The 13,971-nt window shown below is 74.1% G+C and carries 10 protein-coding genes and 1 pseudogene; 4 read left to right on the forward strand and 7 right to left on the reverse strand.

Annotated features, from left to right (window positions below):
• Positions 1-108: 108 nt before the first annotated feature.
• Entirely contained in the window at positions 109-1,176 is a 1,068-nt protein-coding gene (hemE, locus tag CP981_RS29680) for a uroporphyrinogen decarboxylase (RefSeq protein WP_085927693.1), read from the forward strand.
• Positions 1,177-1,259: 83 nt separating this feature from the next.
• Entirely contained in the window at positions 1,260-2,786 is a 1,527-nt protein-coding gene (locus CP981_RS29685; protein WP_085927692.1) for a hypothetical protein, read from the forward strand.
• Between the two features lie 30 nt (positions 2,787-2,816).
• Here CP981_RS29685 and CP981_RS29690 read toward each other — a convergent pair whose 3' ends face one another.
• Both CP981_RS29690 and CP981_RS29695 read right to left on the reverse strand, forming a co-directional pair.
• The gene (locus CP981_RS29690; protein ID WP_085927691.1) at positions 2,817-4,199 is read right to left on the reverse strand and encodes an FAD-dependent oxidoreductase; all 1,383 of its coding nucleotides are present in this window, start codon (positions 4,197-4,199) and stop codon (positions 2,817-2,819) included.
• Positions 4,200-4,400: 201 nt separating this feature from the next.
• On the reverse strand, positions 4,401-5,597 hold the full coding sequence (locus tag CP981_RS29695; protein WP_085927690.1) for a thiolase family protein: 1,197 nt from the start codon (positions 5,595-5,597) through the stop codon (positions 4,401-4,403).
• A gap of 527 nt (positions 5,598-6,124) precedes the next feature.
• Here CP981_RS29695 and hemG point away from each other — a divergent pair.
• Positions 6,125-7,585 carry a protoporphyrinogen oxidase gene (gene hemG / locus CP981_RS29700; RefSeq protein WP_085927689.1) on the forward strand — a complete coding sequence of 487 codons (1,461 nt, stop codon included), beginning with the start codon at positions 6,125-6,127 and terminating at the stop codon, positions 7,583-7,585.
• A 2-nt stretch (positions 7,586-7,587) separates the two neighbouring features.
• Complete coding sequence (hemQ, locus tag CP981_RS29705) at positions 7,588-8,349, forward strand: hydrogen peroxide-dependent heme synthase (protein ID WP_370682770.1); 762 nt, start codon at positions 7,588-7,590, stop codon at positions 8,347-8,349.
• Positions 8,350-8,450: 101 nt separating this feature from the next.
• Here the strand turns inward: hemQ and CP981_RS29710 are convergent, their stop codons facing one another.
• The 5 genes and pseudogenes from CP981_RS29710 to CP981_RS29730 form a co-directional block, all read right to left on the reverse strand.
• Complete coding sequence (locus CP981_RS29710; RefSeq protein ID WP_244329838.1) at positions 8,451-10,139, reverse strand: alpha/beta hydrolase; 1,689 nt, start codon at positions 10,137-10,139, stop codon at positions 8,451-8,453.
• An 84-nt stretch (positions 10,140-10,223) separates the two neighbouring features.
• On the reverse strand, positions 10,224-11,021 hold the full coding sequence (locus tag CP981_RS29715) for a TIGR04222 domain-containing membrane protein (RefSeq protein WP_085927687.1): 798 nt from the start codon (positions 11,019-11,021) through the stop codon (positions 10,224-10,226).
• A gap of 74 nt (positions 11,022-11,095) precedes the next feature.
• Entirely contained in the window at positions 11,096-12,076 is a 981-nt protein-coding gene (locus CP981_RS29720; RefSeq protein WP_085927712.1) for a TIGR04222 domain-containing membrane protein, read from the reverse strand.
• A gap of 5 nt (positions 12,077-12,081) precedes the next feature.
• Positions 12,082-13,402: pseudogene (locus tag CP981_RS29725) on the reverse strand (MbnB/TglH/ChrH family RiPP precursor modification enzyme).
• 96 nt (positions 13,403-13,498) lie between these two features.
• Entirely contained in the window at positions 13,499-13,891 is a 393-nt protein-coding gene (locus CP981_RS29730) for a MerR family transcriptional regulator (protein WP_085927686.1), read from the reverse strand.
• Between the last annotated feature and the right edge of the window lie 80 nt (positions 13,892-13,971).

Here is a 13,971-nt window from a genome sequence, read left to right on the forward strand (position 1 = left end):
GGACACCCGGTGCGCGCGTCGCCCATTCGGAGGCGCCCCCGGGCGCATGCGGAGATATCGGCCACCTGCCCCGATCGGCGGGCACGCCGTCGTGCGAAGATTTGGGGCGTGAGCGCCAACCTCAGCCCCGCGGGCCAGCAGCAGACCGGTACGGAACACTCGGCTTTCCTCAAGGCATGCCGACGGGAGCCGGTGCCGCACACCCCGGTGTGGTTCATGCGCCAGGCGGGGCGCTCACTCCCCGAATACCGCAAGGTCCGCGAGGGCATCGCGATGCTCGACTCGTGCATGCGGCCCGAGCTGGTCACCGAGATCACCCTTCAGCCCGTGCGCCGCCACAACGTCGACGCCGCCATCTACTTCAGCGACATCGTCGTCCCCCTCAAGGCCATCGGCATCGACCTCGACATCAAGCCCGGCATCGGCCCGGTCGTCGAGAACCCGATCCGCACCCGCGCCGACCTTGAGCAGCTGCGCCCCCTGGAAGCCGGCGACGTCCCGTACGTCACCGAGGCCATCGGCATGCTCGTCCGCGAGCTGGGCGGCACCCCGCTGATCGGCTTCGCCGGTGCGCCCTTCACGCTCGCCAGCTACCTCGTCGAGGGCGGCCCGTCGCGCAATCACGAGCGCACCAAGGCCCTCATGTACGGCGACCCGCAGCTGTGGGCCGACCTCCTGGACCGGCTCGCCGACATCACCGCCACCTTCCTCCAGGTCCAGATCGCGGCCGGGGCGAGCGCGGTGCAGCTCTTCGACTCCTGGGTCGGCGCGCTCTCGCCGGCCGACTACCGCCGCTCCGTGATGCCGGCCTCCGCCAAGGTCTTCCGGGCCGTCGAGGGCCTGGGCGTGCCGCGGATCCACTTCGGTGTCGGCACCGGTGAACTCCTCGGCCTGCTGGGCGAGGCGGGCGCGGACGTCGTCGGCGTCGACTGGCGGGTCCCGCTGGACGAGGCGGCCCGCCGCGTCGGCCCCGGCAAGGCGCTCCAGGGCAACATCGACCCGGCCGTGCTCTTCGCCCCCCGCGAGGCCGTCGAAACCAAGGCCCGTGAGGTCCTCGACGCCGCCGCCGGCCTTGAGGGCCACATCTTCAACCTCGGCCACGGCGTCCTGCCGACCACCGACCCGGACGCGCTGACCCGCCTGGTCGAGTACGTCCACACGCAGACGGCGCGCTAGGGGCGTCTTCCCGATCAGGCCGGACTGATCGAGAAGACACCCCTTAGCGGAACCACTCCCGCCGCCAAGGCGTCGTCAAGATCATGCATGCCTCCGCCGACGCCCCGACAGCCGACCTCGCCGCCGCCTGGCAGCTGGTCGACCACCGCTCCACGGCCGGGACGGCCGATCCGGTCGTCCTCGACTGTGCGCGCCGGCTCGCCGCCGACCCGGGCGGCGAGCACGCCGCCGAGTGGGTCTACGGGTTGCTCTCGATGACCCGCTACCTCGCCACGAGGGCGGATGACACGACGGCCGGGCAGGTCGCGGAGGTGCTGCGGACGGCGGCCGGCGCCCTGGACGGCCCGCCCTGCGACCACCGCAGCCACCCCTACGAAAGCGCCCTGGAGCAGCTCGATTTCGACGAGCTCCAGTTGGCCGGCAGCGCCCCGGACGTGGTGCTCCTCGGCAACGGCACGCCGACCGAGGCGGATCCGGCGTGGCAGGAGCCGGGCACCAAGGAGGAGTACCGCTGCCCGCACGCCGTCGCGGTGTTCGCGCGGATCGCCGCCGAGATCATCGCCCCCGGCTCCCCGCAGGGCATCCCCGAGCACATTCCGCAGCACCACGAGGACTGCATCGAGGACCTCGCGTCGGTCCTGCACGGCTATCCGCGCGGCGGCGTCGAGCCCGCGTACGAGATCTCCGCCGGTGCCGGTCTCCCCGCGCACCCCACCACGGGAGCCCTCGCCGGGCACCTCGCCCTGCTCCGCGCCGGATGCTGGGCAGCCGCGTCCGGGACGATCAGGCCGCGCTGGGTGCTCGACGACATGATCGGGACGCTGGAAGACGCCCTGCGGGAGCTGGCGGGCGCGACCTGTTCCCACGGCGACGGCGTCCACCCCGAGCTCTCCGGCGACCCGGACACCGACGCCGGCACCGGCTACCACCTCCTCACCCCGGGCGGCCGTGCCCTGCTCCAGCGGAGCTACGAGGACGGCATCGAGGACGCCCCGCCCGCCGCCTGGACCTGCCGCGCCCATCTGGAGGCGCTCGCCCGCGACACCCTCGGCCATCTCACCGCGGCCCGCGACCGGTTCTTCGGCGAGCGCCGGACGGCGTACCTGGACGCGGACTGCCTGCGCCCCGACGGGACGTGGGACGCGGCGCGGCTGGCGGGAGTGCTGCGCGGTGCCGCCGGGGGCGAGGAGCGGACCGAGGACCTCGGGCTGTGGGCTGCCCGCCGCTTCGTGGGCGGCTCCGGCACCGCCCACGAGCGGCTCATGCTGTTCCTGACCGTGTGTCACAGCCTGGACCTCGCCTACCCGGACCCGCCGCCGTCCGTCTACCGCGAGCTTCGCCCCGTTCTGGAGAGCGCCGTCGCAGCGCTGCCGGAGACGTGCCCGCACGGGGACGCACACCCGGGAGCGGGGGCCGGTCTGCCCGGCGAGGCCGGTGAGCACCTCGCCCACCTCTGCGCCCCGGAGAGCTTCGCCGCCCCGGAGGGCGCGCGGGAGCCGGACGCCTGGGCCTGTCCCCGGAACCTGGCGCCGCTCGCCGAGGAGTGGCTGGAGTGGTGTGACACCTGGGACGAGGCCGCTGAGGACGGGTACGGCGAGGACGACGACTGAACCGGGGCGGGCGGGCGCCGTACCGCGGCGTCAGGCCCCGGCGGCCCGTACGGCTCCGGCCGCCTTGCGGGCCGCCACCAGGACGGGGTCCCAGACCGGGGAGAACGGCGGGGCGTAGCCGAGGTCGAGGGCGGTCATCCGCTCCACCGTCATACCGGCCGTGAGCGCGACCGCCGCGATGTCCACCCGCTTGCCGGCGCCCTCGCGGCCGACGATCTGCACCCCCAGCAACCGGCCCGTCCGGCGCTCGGCGAGCATCTTGACGTGCATCGGGCGGGCGCCGGGGTAGTAGCCGGCGCGGTTGGTGGCCTCGACGGTCGCCGTGACGAAACGCAGTCCGGCGGCCAGCGCCTCCCGCTCCAGCAGCCCCGTCCGGGCGATCTCCAGATCGCAGACCTTGCTGACGGCCGTGCCGACGACACCGGGGAAGGTGGCATAGCCGCCGCCCACATTGGCTCCGATGACCTGCCCGTGCTTGTTGGCGTGGGTGCCCAGCGCGATATGGCGGGTGCGCCCGGAGACCAGGTCCAGCACCTCCACACAGTCGCCGCCCGCCCAGATGTGGTCCTGGCCGCGGACCCGCATCGCGAGATCGGTGAGCAGCCCGCCGGACTCGCCCAGCGGCAGTCCGGCCGCGGCGGCGAGCGTGGTCTCGGGGCGGACGCCCAGGCCCAGCACGACCACATCCGCCGGGTACTCGCCGTCCTCGGTGGTGACCGCGCGGGCCCGTCCGGCCGTATCCGTCAGCACACCCGTGACGGTCGTCCCGCACACCGTCTCGATGCCCATCCCGCACATCGCCTCATGGACGAGCGCGCCCATGTCCGGGTCCAGGGTGGACATCGGCTGGGCGCTCTGCTCCAGGACGGTGACCTCATAGCCGCGACGGATCAGCGCCTCGGCCATCTCCACGCCGATGTAGCCCGCACCCACGACGACCGCCCGGCGGCCGGACGACGCGTCGAGGGTGTCCAGCAGGGCCTGGCCGTCGTCGAGGGTCTGCACACCGTGCACCCCCGGCGCGTCGATCCCCGGCAGACCGGGGCGGCGCGGCCGCGCGCCGGTCGCCAGCACCAGCTTGTCGAAGCCGGTCCATGACTCCCGGCCGCCGTTGTCCAGCTCCCGGGTACGCACCCGGCCGCGGTCCAGGTCGAGTTCGGTGACCTCGGTACGCATCCGCAGATCGATGTCCCGGGCGCGGTGCTCCTCGGCCGTACGGGCGATCAGCGCGTCCGGGCCGTCGACGTCGCCGCCCACCCAGTACGGGATGCCGCAGGCGGAGTACGAGGTGAAGTGGCCGCGCTCGAAGGCGGTGATCGCCAGCTCGTCGGGCTTGCGCAGCCGGCGTGCCTGCGATGCCGCGGCCATCCCCGCCGCATCGCCCCCGACGACCACCAGCCGCTCCGTCGCCATGCCGGGTGCCCCTTCGCCGTGTGGTGTTCTGTGGTGTGGGTGCTGCGTCGTGTGAGTGCGGTGCCGTGTGGGGCGCCGCAGGCTCCGTGTCCTGGAGGTGCCTGCCCGGTTCGCTACGTTACGGCCCGCTCGGTGTCCGCGGGGGCCGGCCGGGCCCGCGCCGCGCGGCGGACCGGTCGTCCGGCCCGCCGGGGCGGAGGCTCAGCGCTCCAGGACCAGTGCGAGCCCCTGGCCCACGCCGATGCACAGTGCGGCGAGCCCGGTACCCGAGCCCAGGGCGGCGAGTTGGTGGGCGACCGAGCCCGCCAGACGGGCGCCGGACGCGCCCAGCGGGTGGCCGATGGCGATCGCGCCGCCGCGCGGGTTCACCACCGCGGGGTCCAGCTCCGGCCACTGCCCGATACAGCCCAACGCCTGGGCCGCGAACGCCTCGTTGAGCTCGAAGGTGGCCACGTCGTCGAAGCCGCGCCCGGACCGCTCCAGCGCACGCCGTACCGCCTCCACCGGGCCCAGGCCGAACAGCTGCGGCTCGACGCCGGTCACCGCGCTCGCGCGGATACGGGCCAGCGGCTCCCGCCCCGTGGCCCGCAGCCCCTCCTCGTCGACCAGCAGCAGCGCGGCCGCACCGTCGTTGAGCGGCGAGGAGTTCCCGGCGGTGACCGTGCCGCCGGCCGGACGGAACACCGGCTTCAGCTTGGACAGCGACGTCAGGGAGGACGCCTCCCGGATCGCCTCGTCGCGCACCAGGTCCACATCCGGCAGCGGCACTACCTCGGCGTCGTAGGCACCCTCCTGCCAGGCGCGCACCGCCTTCTGGTGGCTGGCCAGCGCGAACACGTCCTGCTGTTCGCGGGTGATGCCGTGCTGGTCGGCGATCAGCTCGGCGCCCTCGCCCAGCGCGACCGTCCACTCCGGCTGCATCCGCGGATTGACCATCCGCCAGCCCAGCGTCGAGGAGAACATCTCCTGATGGCCCGCCGGGTAGGCGCGTTCGGGCTTGCGCAGCACATAGGGCGCCCGGCTCATCGACTCCACACCGCCCGCCACCGCGATATGCGCATCGCCGTGCGCGATGGCGCGGGCCGCCTGGATGACCGCCTCCAGGCCCGACCCGCACAGCCGGTTCACGGTCACGCCGGGGACGGTCACCGGCAGCCCGGCCAGCAGCACCGCCATCCGCGCCACATTGCGGTTGTCCTCGCCCGCGCCGTTCGCATCGCCGAAGCAGACGTCGTCGATCCGCGCCGGATCGAGGTCCGGAGTGCGGTCCACCAGGGCCTTGAGCACATGGGCGGCGAGGTCGTCGGGCCGTACCCCGGCCAGCGCGCCGCCGTACTTGCCGCCGGGGGTCCGTACGGCATCGACGATGTAGACATCCCGTACGCGTGGGTCGGTCATCAGGCGCTGTCCTCGCTGTCCCGGCTCGGCATCGGTGCGGCGGTACGAAGATCGCCCGCCGACCACGAGTCTTTGCCCGTCGCCGCCCGCTGTCAACGGGGCTCCCGGTCACCTTCCGCCGCCGTCCCGGACCCCTCGGCCGGCGCGGCGGCTCCGGGCGCGTCCGCCGCCCGTCCGCCGGCTGCGGGGCGGGCCCGCCGGCCGTCCGCCGCCGGCGCCGCGTCCCAGGCAGCCGGTCGCGGACCAGCCGCCACAGCGCGTACACCAGGCCCGCGGCCACCGCGAAGGGCAGCACCGCGCCGACCGCCACCAGCACCCACCGCACGGCCGTCAGAAAGGCGTGCCAGCCGACAGCGCGTCCCCGAACGACGTCGGCCGGTCGTCGCCCGCACCGCTTCCCGCATGACGTCCCCCTTGAAGTGGCGTGCCGTTGTTGGCCCTTCGACGGGCCGCGGCCCACCGGGGTTGCCGTCCGCGGATCGCGATCCGGTCGCGGTCGTGTCGGTGGGCTCTGAGAGAGTGGAGGCATGAGCGCAGCGCACACCCGTACGGGCCGCGAGCCCGGTCATGCCGTCGTCATCGGTGGAGGCATCTCCGGGCTGGCGGCCGCGCACCGTTTGCTCGAAGGCGGCGCCCGGGTGACCGTCCTGGAGGCGTCCGGCCGGCTCGGCGGGAAGCTGCGCGCCGGTGCGATCGCGGGCGTCCCGGTCGATCTCGGCGCCGAATCGATGCTGGCCAGGCGCCCGGAGGCGGTGGACCTCGCGCGCGAGGTCGGGCTCGGCGACCGTCTTCAGCCGCCCGCCACGGCCAGCGCGTCGCTGTGGACCCGCGGTGCGCTGCGCCCGATGCCCAAGGGGCATGTCATGGGCGTCCCCGGCGATCTCGGTCTGCTCGCCGCCTCCGGGGTGATCTCGCCGGAGGGGATGGCGCGGATCGCCGAGGACGAGACGCTGGCGCGGACCGAGGCCGGCGAGGATGTCGCGGTCGGCGCGTATGTGGCCGCCCGGCTCGGCCGGGAGGTCGTCGACCGGCTCGTCGAGCCGCTGCTCGGCGGTGTCTACGCGGGCGACGCCTACCGCATCTCGATGCGCGCCGCCGTCCCGCAGCTCTTCGAGGCCGCCCGTTCGCAGCGCTCCCTGATCGAGGGCGTACGGGGCATCCAGGCGCGCGCCGCCGCCACCGCACCTCCGGGCGGGCCGGACCGGACCCCACCGGTCTTCATGGGCATCGACGGCGGGATCGGGACGCTGCCGTCCGCCGTCGCCGAGGCCGTCCGCCGGGCCGGCGGCGAGATCCACCTCGGGACCCCCGTCCAGGACCTCCACTGGTCCGGGGGCGACGGCTGGTCCATCCGCCTGGGCGACCGGACGATCACGGCCGACGCGGTCGTCATGGCCACGCCCGCGGGCGCCGCGGCGGGCCTGCTGCGCACCGAGTGCCCCGACGCGGCCGCCGCGCTGGACACCGTCGACTACGCCTCGATGGCGCTGGTCACCATGGCCTTCCGCCGCGCCGACCTGGACCGGGTGCCCGGCGGCAGCGGCTTCCTCGTACCGCCCGTCGACGGCCACCGCATCAAGGCCTCGACCTTCGCCAGCCACAAATGGGGCTGGATCGGCGCCGCCGACCCCGACCTCTTCGTGCTGCGCACCTCCCTCGGCAGGTACCAGGACACCGCCGACCTCCAGCGCGACGACTCCGAACTGGTCGGTCTCTCGCTCGCCGACCTCGGCGCGGCGGTCGGCCTGACCGCCCGCCCGGTGGCGAGCACGGTCACCCGGTGGGAGGGCGGACTGCCCCAGTACGCCGTCGGCCATCTGGAGCGGGTCGCCGGGATCCGCGCGGCCCTCGCCCGGATGCCGGGTGCGCTGCGGGTGTGCGGCGCGGTCTACGACGGCGTCGGCATCCCGGCCTGCATCGGCTCGGCGCGCCGCGCCGCGGACGAGCTGCTCGGCACCCTGACGCCGGACGCCGTCCCCGCCGAGTGAGAATGGACCACATGACAGACGCTTCCACTCCCGCTTCCGCGCCGCAGACCCCCGCGGCGCCCGAGAAGGTGCCGCACGCCGGCAAGAAGGCCAAGGACCTCAACGAGGTCATCCGCTACACCCTCTGGTCCGTGTTCAAGCTGCGCGACGTCCTCCCGGAGGACCGCAGCGGCTACGCCGACGAGGTCGAGGAGCTGTTCGCGCAGCTCGCGGCCAAGGACGTGGTGGTGCGCGGCACCTACGACGTGTCCGGTCTGCGGGCCGACGCGGACCTGATGATCTGGTGGCACTCGGAGAGCTCGGACGCCCTCCAGGAGGCGTACAACCTCTTCCGCCGGACCCGTCTGGGCCGTGCGCTGGAGCCGGTGTGGTCGAACATGGCGCTGCACCGCCCCGCCGAGTTCAACAAGTCGCACATCCCGGCCTTCCTCGCCGACGAGCAGCCGCGCGCCTATGTGAGCGTCTACCCCTTCGTGCGCTCCTACGAGTGGTACCTCCTCCCCGACGAGGACCGCCGCCGGATGCTGGCCGACCACGGCAAGATGGCCCGCGGCTTCCCGGACGTGCGCGCCAACACCGTGCCGTCCTTCTCGCTCGGCGACTACGAGTGGGTGCTGGCCTTCGAGGCCGATGAGCTCTACCGCATCGTCGACCTGATGCGTCATCTGCGCGGCTCCGAGGCGCGGATGCACGTCCGCGAGGAGATCCCGTTCTACACGGGGCGGCGCAAGCCGGTCGCCGAGCTGGTCGCGGGTCTGGCGTAACCGGACGCGCGGGTCCGGCCGGGCGCAGCCGGCCCAGGTCCCCGGACACCGCACCGCGGGCCGCCCCCTCAGGGACGGCCCGCGGCGCTGTGCGGGGGCGGCTACTTCCCGGGCAGGGCGTGCTGGGCCCGGGTCGCCTGCTGGCCCGGCAGCGGCTCCGCGCGCGGGGCGCAGTAGACCTTGTGCGCCGGGATCCTCCCGTGCAGCAGATACGCCTCGGCGTACCTGTTCACACAGGCGTTGTCGTTGAACGCGACGCCGTGGGTGCCCGCGCCGTTCTCGGTGACCAGCGAGGAGCCGGGCAGCCGGCGCTGGAGCTCCAGCGCCCCCCGGTACGGCGTCGCCGCGTCCCGCTCGGCCGCCAGCAGCAGCACCGGCGGCAGCGCACCGGGCTCCGTATGGACATCGAGCGGACCACGCCGCCCATGGAGCGCTTCATCGACCTGGGTCCTGGCCACATGCCCGGCGACATCGGCCAGGTCCCGCCCGGCGGCGGGATGGTCCGCGCGGCGCACCGCGTCATCGAGCTCGGCCGCGGCCGACGCCGGCCGGTCGGGCCAGTAGGCGCACGGCAGATTCATCCAGGCGTTGTCCCAGGTCTCGAACGGGGCGATCCGGGCGATCTCCGTGTTGTCCCGGTTCCAGGTCCGCCAGTCGTGCGGCCAGGGCGCGTCATTGCACTCCACGGCCGTGTAGACGGCGTTGCTGTTCTCGTCGGCGGCGACGCCGGTGTCCCGGGGCAGGGCCTGGGCGATCAGCGGCTTGGGGTTGCCGTGCAGGTACCCCGCGAGCGCCTCGGCGCGCATCGGCCAGAAGGCGTCGTTGTAGCCGGTCTTCAGGAACGCCGACTGGAGCTGGCCGGGGCCGATCTTCCCGTTGAGCGGTGTGCGGCGCAGCTTGCCCGCGGCCTTGTTGTAGGCCTGCTGCACCGCCTTCTTGGTGGTGCCCAGGTGGTACCGGTCGTTGTGCCGGGCGACCCAGCCCAGCCAGTCGCCCCAGCGGCGCTCGAAGGCGATGTCCTGGTCGAGGTTGTTCCGGTACCAGATCTTGTGGGGCGCGGGATTGACCACACTGTCGAAGATCATCCGCCGTACGTGGCCGGGGAACAGCGTCGCGTAGACCGCACCGAAGTACGTCCCGTACGAGGCGCCCATGAACGTCAGCTTCTTCTCGCCGAGCGCGGCCCGCAGCATGTCCAGGTCGCGGGCGTTGTTGACGGAGTTGTAGTACGGCAGGTCCGCGCCGGCCCGGCGGACACAGCCGCGGGCGTACGCCCTGGCCTCCGCCCGCTTCCGGCTCTTGAAGGCGGCATCGGGGTGCATCCGGCTGTCGGTGGGCGCCTTGGCGAACTCCTTGGGGTTCTGGCACGACAGCGGCGCGGAGCGGCCCACACCCCGTGGCGCGTAGCCCACGAAGTCATAGGCACGGGCCACCTTGCGCCACTTGGGCAGCGCCCCGTAGAGCGGGAACTCCATGCTGGACGCGCCGGGGCCGCCGGGGTTGAAGACCAGCGCGCCCTGCCGTTCGCCGCGCGCCGTGGCGCGGATCCGGCTGACGGTGAGGTGGATCTTCTTGCCGTCGGGGCGCGCGTAGTCGAGAGGAACGGTGAGTCGGCCGCACTCGACGGTCGACGGCAGATGCTCCACCGCGGCGCAGCGGCCGAATTCGATGCGGTGCGGAGCGGGTGCGGGTGGCGCGGCGGCGGCCCCCGTGGCGCCGCCTGCCGGGGCAGTGGCGAGGGCGGTCACCAGCAGCGACCCGATGGTGCCGTACAACGCAAGTGCTCTCACTGGCCGTCCCTTCGTGTGTGCATACAAAAGGGATAGTTGGGGCGGCGATTGTCGTTGTAAAGCACCTGGTGCCGGTGTCGGAGGCTATGCCCCGGAAGAGTGGAGCGCGGCGCGCAAGGCGGGATCGGTGAGGGCGGCGGGGCCTCGTAGGGCAAGAGTGACGAGGGAGGCGGGCGTGGCAGGGGCGGCGGGGGAGTGGCCCACGCCGGGCAGTTGCCGCTCGCCGGCGGTGGTGGCCCAGTCGCTGTACGGGTGGAGCTCGAAGCGGGCCACGGCCCAGGTCCCGAGGGTGAGGACCAGCGGCAGCGAGAACCAGGCCAGCAGCAGCCCGGTGTCCGTGCCGGCCGGTGCCATCCAGTAGGACGCGGCGGCGGACAGCAGCACCAGCAGAGCGGCGCCCTGCACCAGGCGGACGGCGCTGCCGACGCCCGGACGGACCGCGGCCGGCACCGCCAGCCCGTCGGTCACCAGCCGGTCGGCCACCTGCCGCACCGCGTCGTCGCCGACCAGGGCGTCCCGTATCGCCGGTATGCGGCGCTGCCCGTCGGGGCCGATCGCGGTGAGGGCGGCGCGCTCGACGGGGTCCTTGCCGACCGGGTCGACGACGGTGGCCCAGCCGGTGTCGGCGAGCAGCAGCCGCCGCTGCTGGGCCATCAGCACCAGCACCACGTCGGCGAGCCGGTGCGGGCCGCCCGCCAGGTAGGCCATTTCGTACAGGGTCAGGCCGGGGCCGCGGCGCGCGGCGGCCTCCGGGACGGTCTCGGGAGCCGACCGCGGGGCCGGCCCGGGGGTGGCGCGGGCCGCGGCGACCGCCGCACGGCAGAGCAGCGCACAGGACAGCACCGCCGCCGAACAGGCGACGAGGAAGAAGAGCAGCCACATGTCGGAGTTTTTATGCGAGGTGCCGCAACGACCGCCACAAGGTTTCTCAGCATGCGGGCAGGTGTCCGCCGGGTTCAGCCGCCCCCGCAGCCTCCACCGCCACAGCCCGACCCGCCCCCGCACGACGAGCCGCCCCCGCAGCCCGACCCGCCGCCGCACGACGAGCCGCCGCTGCCGCACCCGGACCCACCGCCGGACGAGCCGCACCAGGAGCCACCGTCGCTCCCCGAGCCGCCCCCGGAGGCATCGGACGCGGAGCTGCCGGACGACGCGGAGCCGCTGCCCGCCGCGGCCCGCTGCGCCTCCTCGAACTGCTGCCGCAGCAGCTCGTCCGCGATCAGCGCCGTACCGCCGAGCGCCACCACCAGCCCGGCGGGCTGCCAGACGCCGCCCCCGCCCGCTTGTGCCTGCGCCACCTTCGCGGTGTGCAGGGCGAACGACCCCGCCTTCGTGATCCGCCGGGTGAACACCTTCCGGCACACCGATGCCACGATCAGACCGCCGATCAGCGCGGGCGCGGTCGTGACGACCGGCGGCACCGCGAACCCGTCGCCCCCACCGGACCCGGCGACCGAGAGCAGCACACCCACGAAGAAGAGCACCCCGCACGCCGTCATCTGGACGCCCGCCCACCGGCGCCAGCCCCGGCCGAGCTGCGGCCGGCGCAGCAGCCCGCGGGCCGCCAGCCCGTCGCCGACGCCCTGCACCGCCGGGCTGCGCATCGCCGTGGCCCGCAGCGCGGCGAGCGCCCCGCCGGGCGTCCGGGCGATCGCGTCCAGCACCGCCGCCTCGACGGCGTCCCGGGCGAGCGCCTGGCGCACGGTCACCACACCGGGGCCGCCCACGGCCAGCCGGCCGTCCTCGTGCATCCCGGCGAGCGCGGCGTCCACCACCCGCCCGGGGCCGCCGGCCAGGAACGCCATCTCCCACACGTCATGGGCCAGGGCATCGGTCCGCCGGACGGACGGGGTGCGCAGCCGCACCGATACGGTGCCGACGATCAGCAGCAGCGACGAGACGGCGATCCCCGCGTACACCGCCTGGGGGTAGGTCATCGCGGTCACCCCCGTCGCCAGCAGCGCCGCAGGGCGCGCGCCAGCCGGGCCGCGGGCCGCGCGGACAGCGGCTTCGGACCCGCGCGCTCCCGCCACCAGCGGGTCAACTCCCGCCGCGCGACCGGGTCTTCGGGCCGGCCCTGGGCCAGCAGATACGCCGCGAAGTCCAGGGCGTCCTGGCGGTAGCCGCCGCTCATGGGCCGGTTCCGGGCATGGTCCGCGAAGGCGGCCCGGTAGCCGGCGCCGAGGATCTCCGGCAGTTCGGGCGCGACCTTGGCGACCACATCGGCCCGCTTGGCGGCCAGCGCCCGGCTCTGTACCCGCAGCCGGGCGTGGTCGAAGCCCTCGGGGGCGGGCGTCCCGGCGACCAGCGCGGACAGCAGCGCGGTCTGCGCCAGGGCCAGCCGCTGGCGGGCGGCATGGGTGTCGGTGGGGCTGTCCGGCACTCCGGCCTCCACTGCCGGCGCGGTGTCCGGCGCCACCTCAAGCCGCCCGGTCATGGCGGGCCTCCTTCAGCACGGTGCGTATCGCATCGAGTTCACCGGCCAGTTCCCCGCCTTCGGGGAAGTCGTCGTCCCGCTCCAGCAGCACCCCGGGCGGGGTGGTCCGGTCACACAGCGCGGCGAGTACGTCCAGGACGGGCCGGGGCACCGGGTGGGCGTGGCTGTCGTGCCACACCCCGTCGCGCTCCACCCCGCCCGCGACATGGACATAGGCGAGGGCGTCCAGTGGCAGCTCGTCGAGGGCGGTCCGCGGGTCCTCGCCCCGGTTGATGTGGTTCGTGTGGAGGTTGGCGACATCGATCAGCAGCCGCACCCCGGTCCGCTCCACGAGCTCGGCCAGGAACTGCCCCTCGGTCAGCTCCTCGCCCGGCCAGTTGATGAGGGCGGCGATGTTCTCCAGCGCCAGCGGCACCGGCAGGGCGTCCTGGGCGATCCGTACGTTCTCGCACAGCACGTCCAGCGCGTCCCGGGTCCGCGGTACCGGCAGCAGATGCCCGGCTTCCATACGGGGCGAGGCGGTCAGCGGCCCGCCCGCCCGGACGAAGGCGATGTGCTCGGTGACCAGCGGTGCGCCGAGTGCCTCGGCACGCTCGGCGAGTGCGGTCAGCCGGCCGGGGCCCGGACGGTCGGCGCCCCCGAGGCCGAGCGAGACCCCGTGCGGGATCACGGTCGTGCCGCGCTCACGCAACTCCTCCAGGGCGTACGGCAGATGGCCCGGGCAGATGTTCTCCGCGACCACCTCGACCCAGTCCACCCCCGGCAGCTCCGCGATCTCCGCGGCGATTTCCGGCCGCCAGCCGATTCCCGTACCCAGGCGCTCCATGGCTCCCCCTCTTGCTCCGTGGTGTCGTACTCATGCCGCGTGGGGCCCGGCCGAACCCTGCACCGGCCGAGTTCAGAGGTTGATTTGAGCTTCCTCTCAGTCCGTGCGCGACAGCGCCCCACGGGTCGGACCGACGGGCGACTGCGCCAAGTACCCGGCGAGAGTGCCGCGGGTGCGTCGAAGGGTGGCCATCTGCTCGTCCATGGCCGTCATCTCACCTTGGAGGACGGCCCGCAGGTCGGCGCACCAGTCGAACTCCGGTGCTTCCTGCGCCTCCCCCCGGACGCAGGGCAGCACCGAACGGATCACTTCGGTGGACAGGCCCGCGTCCAGCAGGGCGCGTACGCGCCGCACGGTGACGACGGAGTCCTCGTCGTAGTCCCGGTAGCCGTTCTGCTCGCGCCTGACGTCCAGGAGGCCCTGCGCCTCGTAGTACCGCAGCAGTCGTGCCTTGACCCCGGTACGCCGGGACAACTCCCCGATCAGCATGGTGCCCCGCCCGTCGCATCTGAGCTTCGTGATTGACCTTCGCATCGATGTCAAGCCCTAACTTCGTCCACCGGACGGGT

The organism is Streptomyces platensis, from assembly GCF_008704855.1.
GTDB lineage: Bacteria > Actinomycetota > Actinomycetes > Streptomycetales > Streptomycetaceae > Streptomyces > Streptomyces platensis.

Coding starts and splice junctions, on each gene's coding strand:
- CP981_RS29715 (WP_085927687.1), bottom strand. CDS start 11,021: ATGTGGCTGCTCTTCTTCCTCGTCGCCTGTTCGGCGGCGGTGCTGTCC.
- hemG (WP_085927689.1), top strand. CDS start 6,125: ATGAGCGCAGCGCACACCCGTACGGGCCGCGAGCCCGGTCATGCCGTC.
- hemQ (WP_370682770.1), top strand. CDS start 7,588: ATGGACCACATGACAGACGCTTCCACTCCCGCTTCCGCGCCGCAGACC.
- CP981_RS29730 (WP_085927686.1), bottom strand. CDS start 13,891: ATGCTGATCGGGGAGTTGTCCCGGCGTACCGGGGTCAAGGCACGACTG.
- CP981_RS29690 (WP_085927691.1), bottom strand. CDS start 4,199: ATGGCGACGGAGCGGCTGGTGGTCGTCGGGGGCGATGCGGCGGGGATG.
- CP981_RS29720 (WP_085927712.1), bottom strand. CDS start 12,076: ATGACCTACCCCCAGGCGGTGTACGCGGGGATCGCCGTCTCGTCGCTG.
- CP981_RS29695 (WP_085927690.1), bottom strand. CDS start 5,597: ATGACCGACCCACGCGTACGGGATGTCTACATCGTCGATGCCGTACGG.
- CP981_RS29685 (WP_085927692.1), top strand. CDS start 1,260: ATGCATGCCTCCGCCGACGCCCCGACAGCCGACCTCGCCGCCGCCTGG.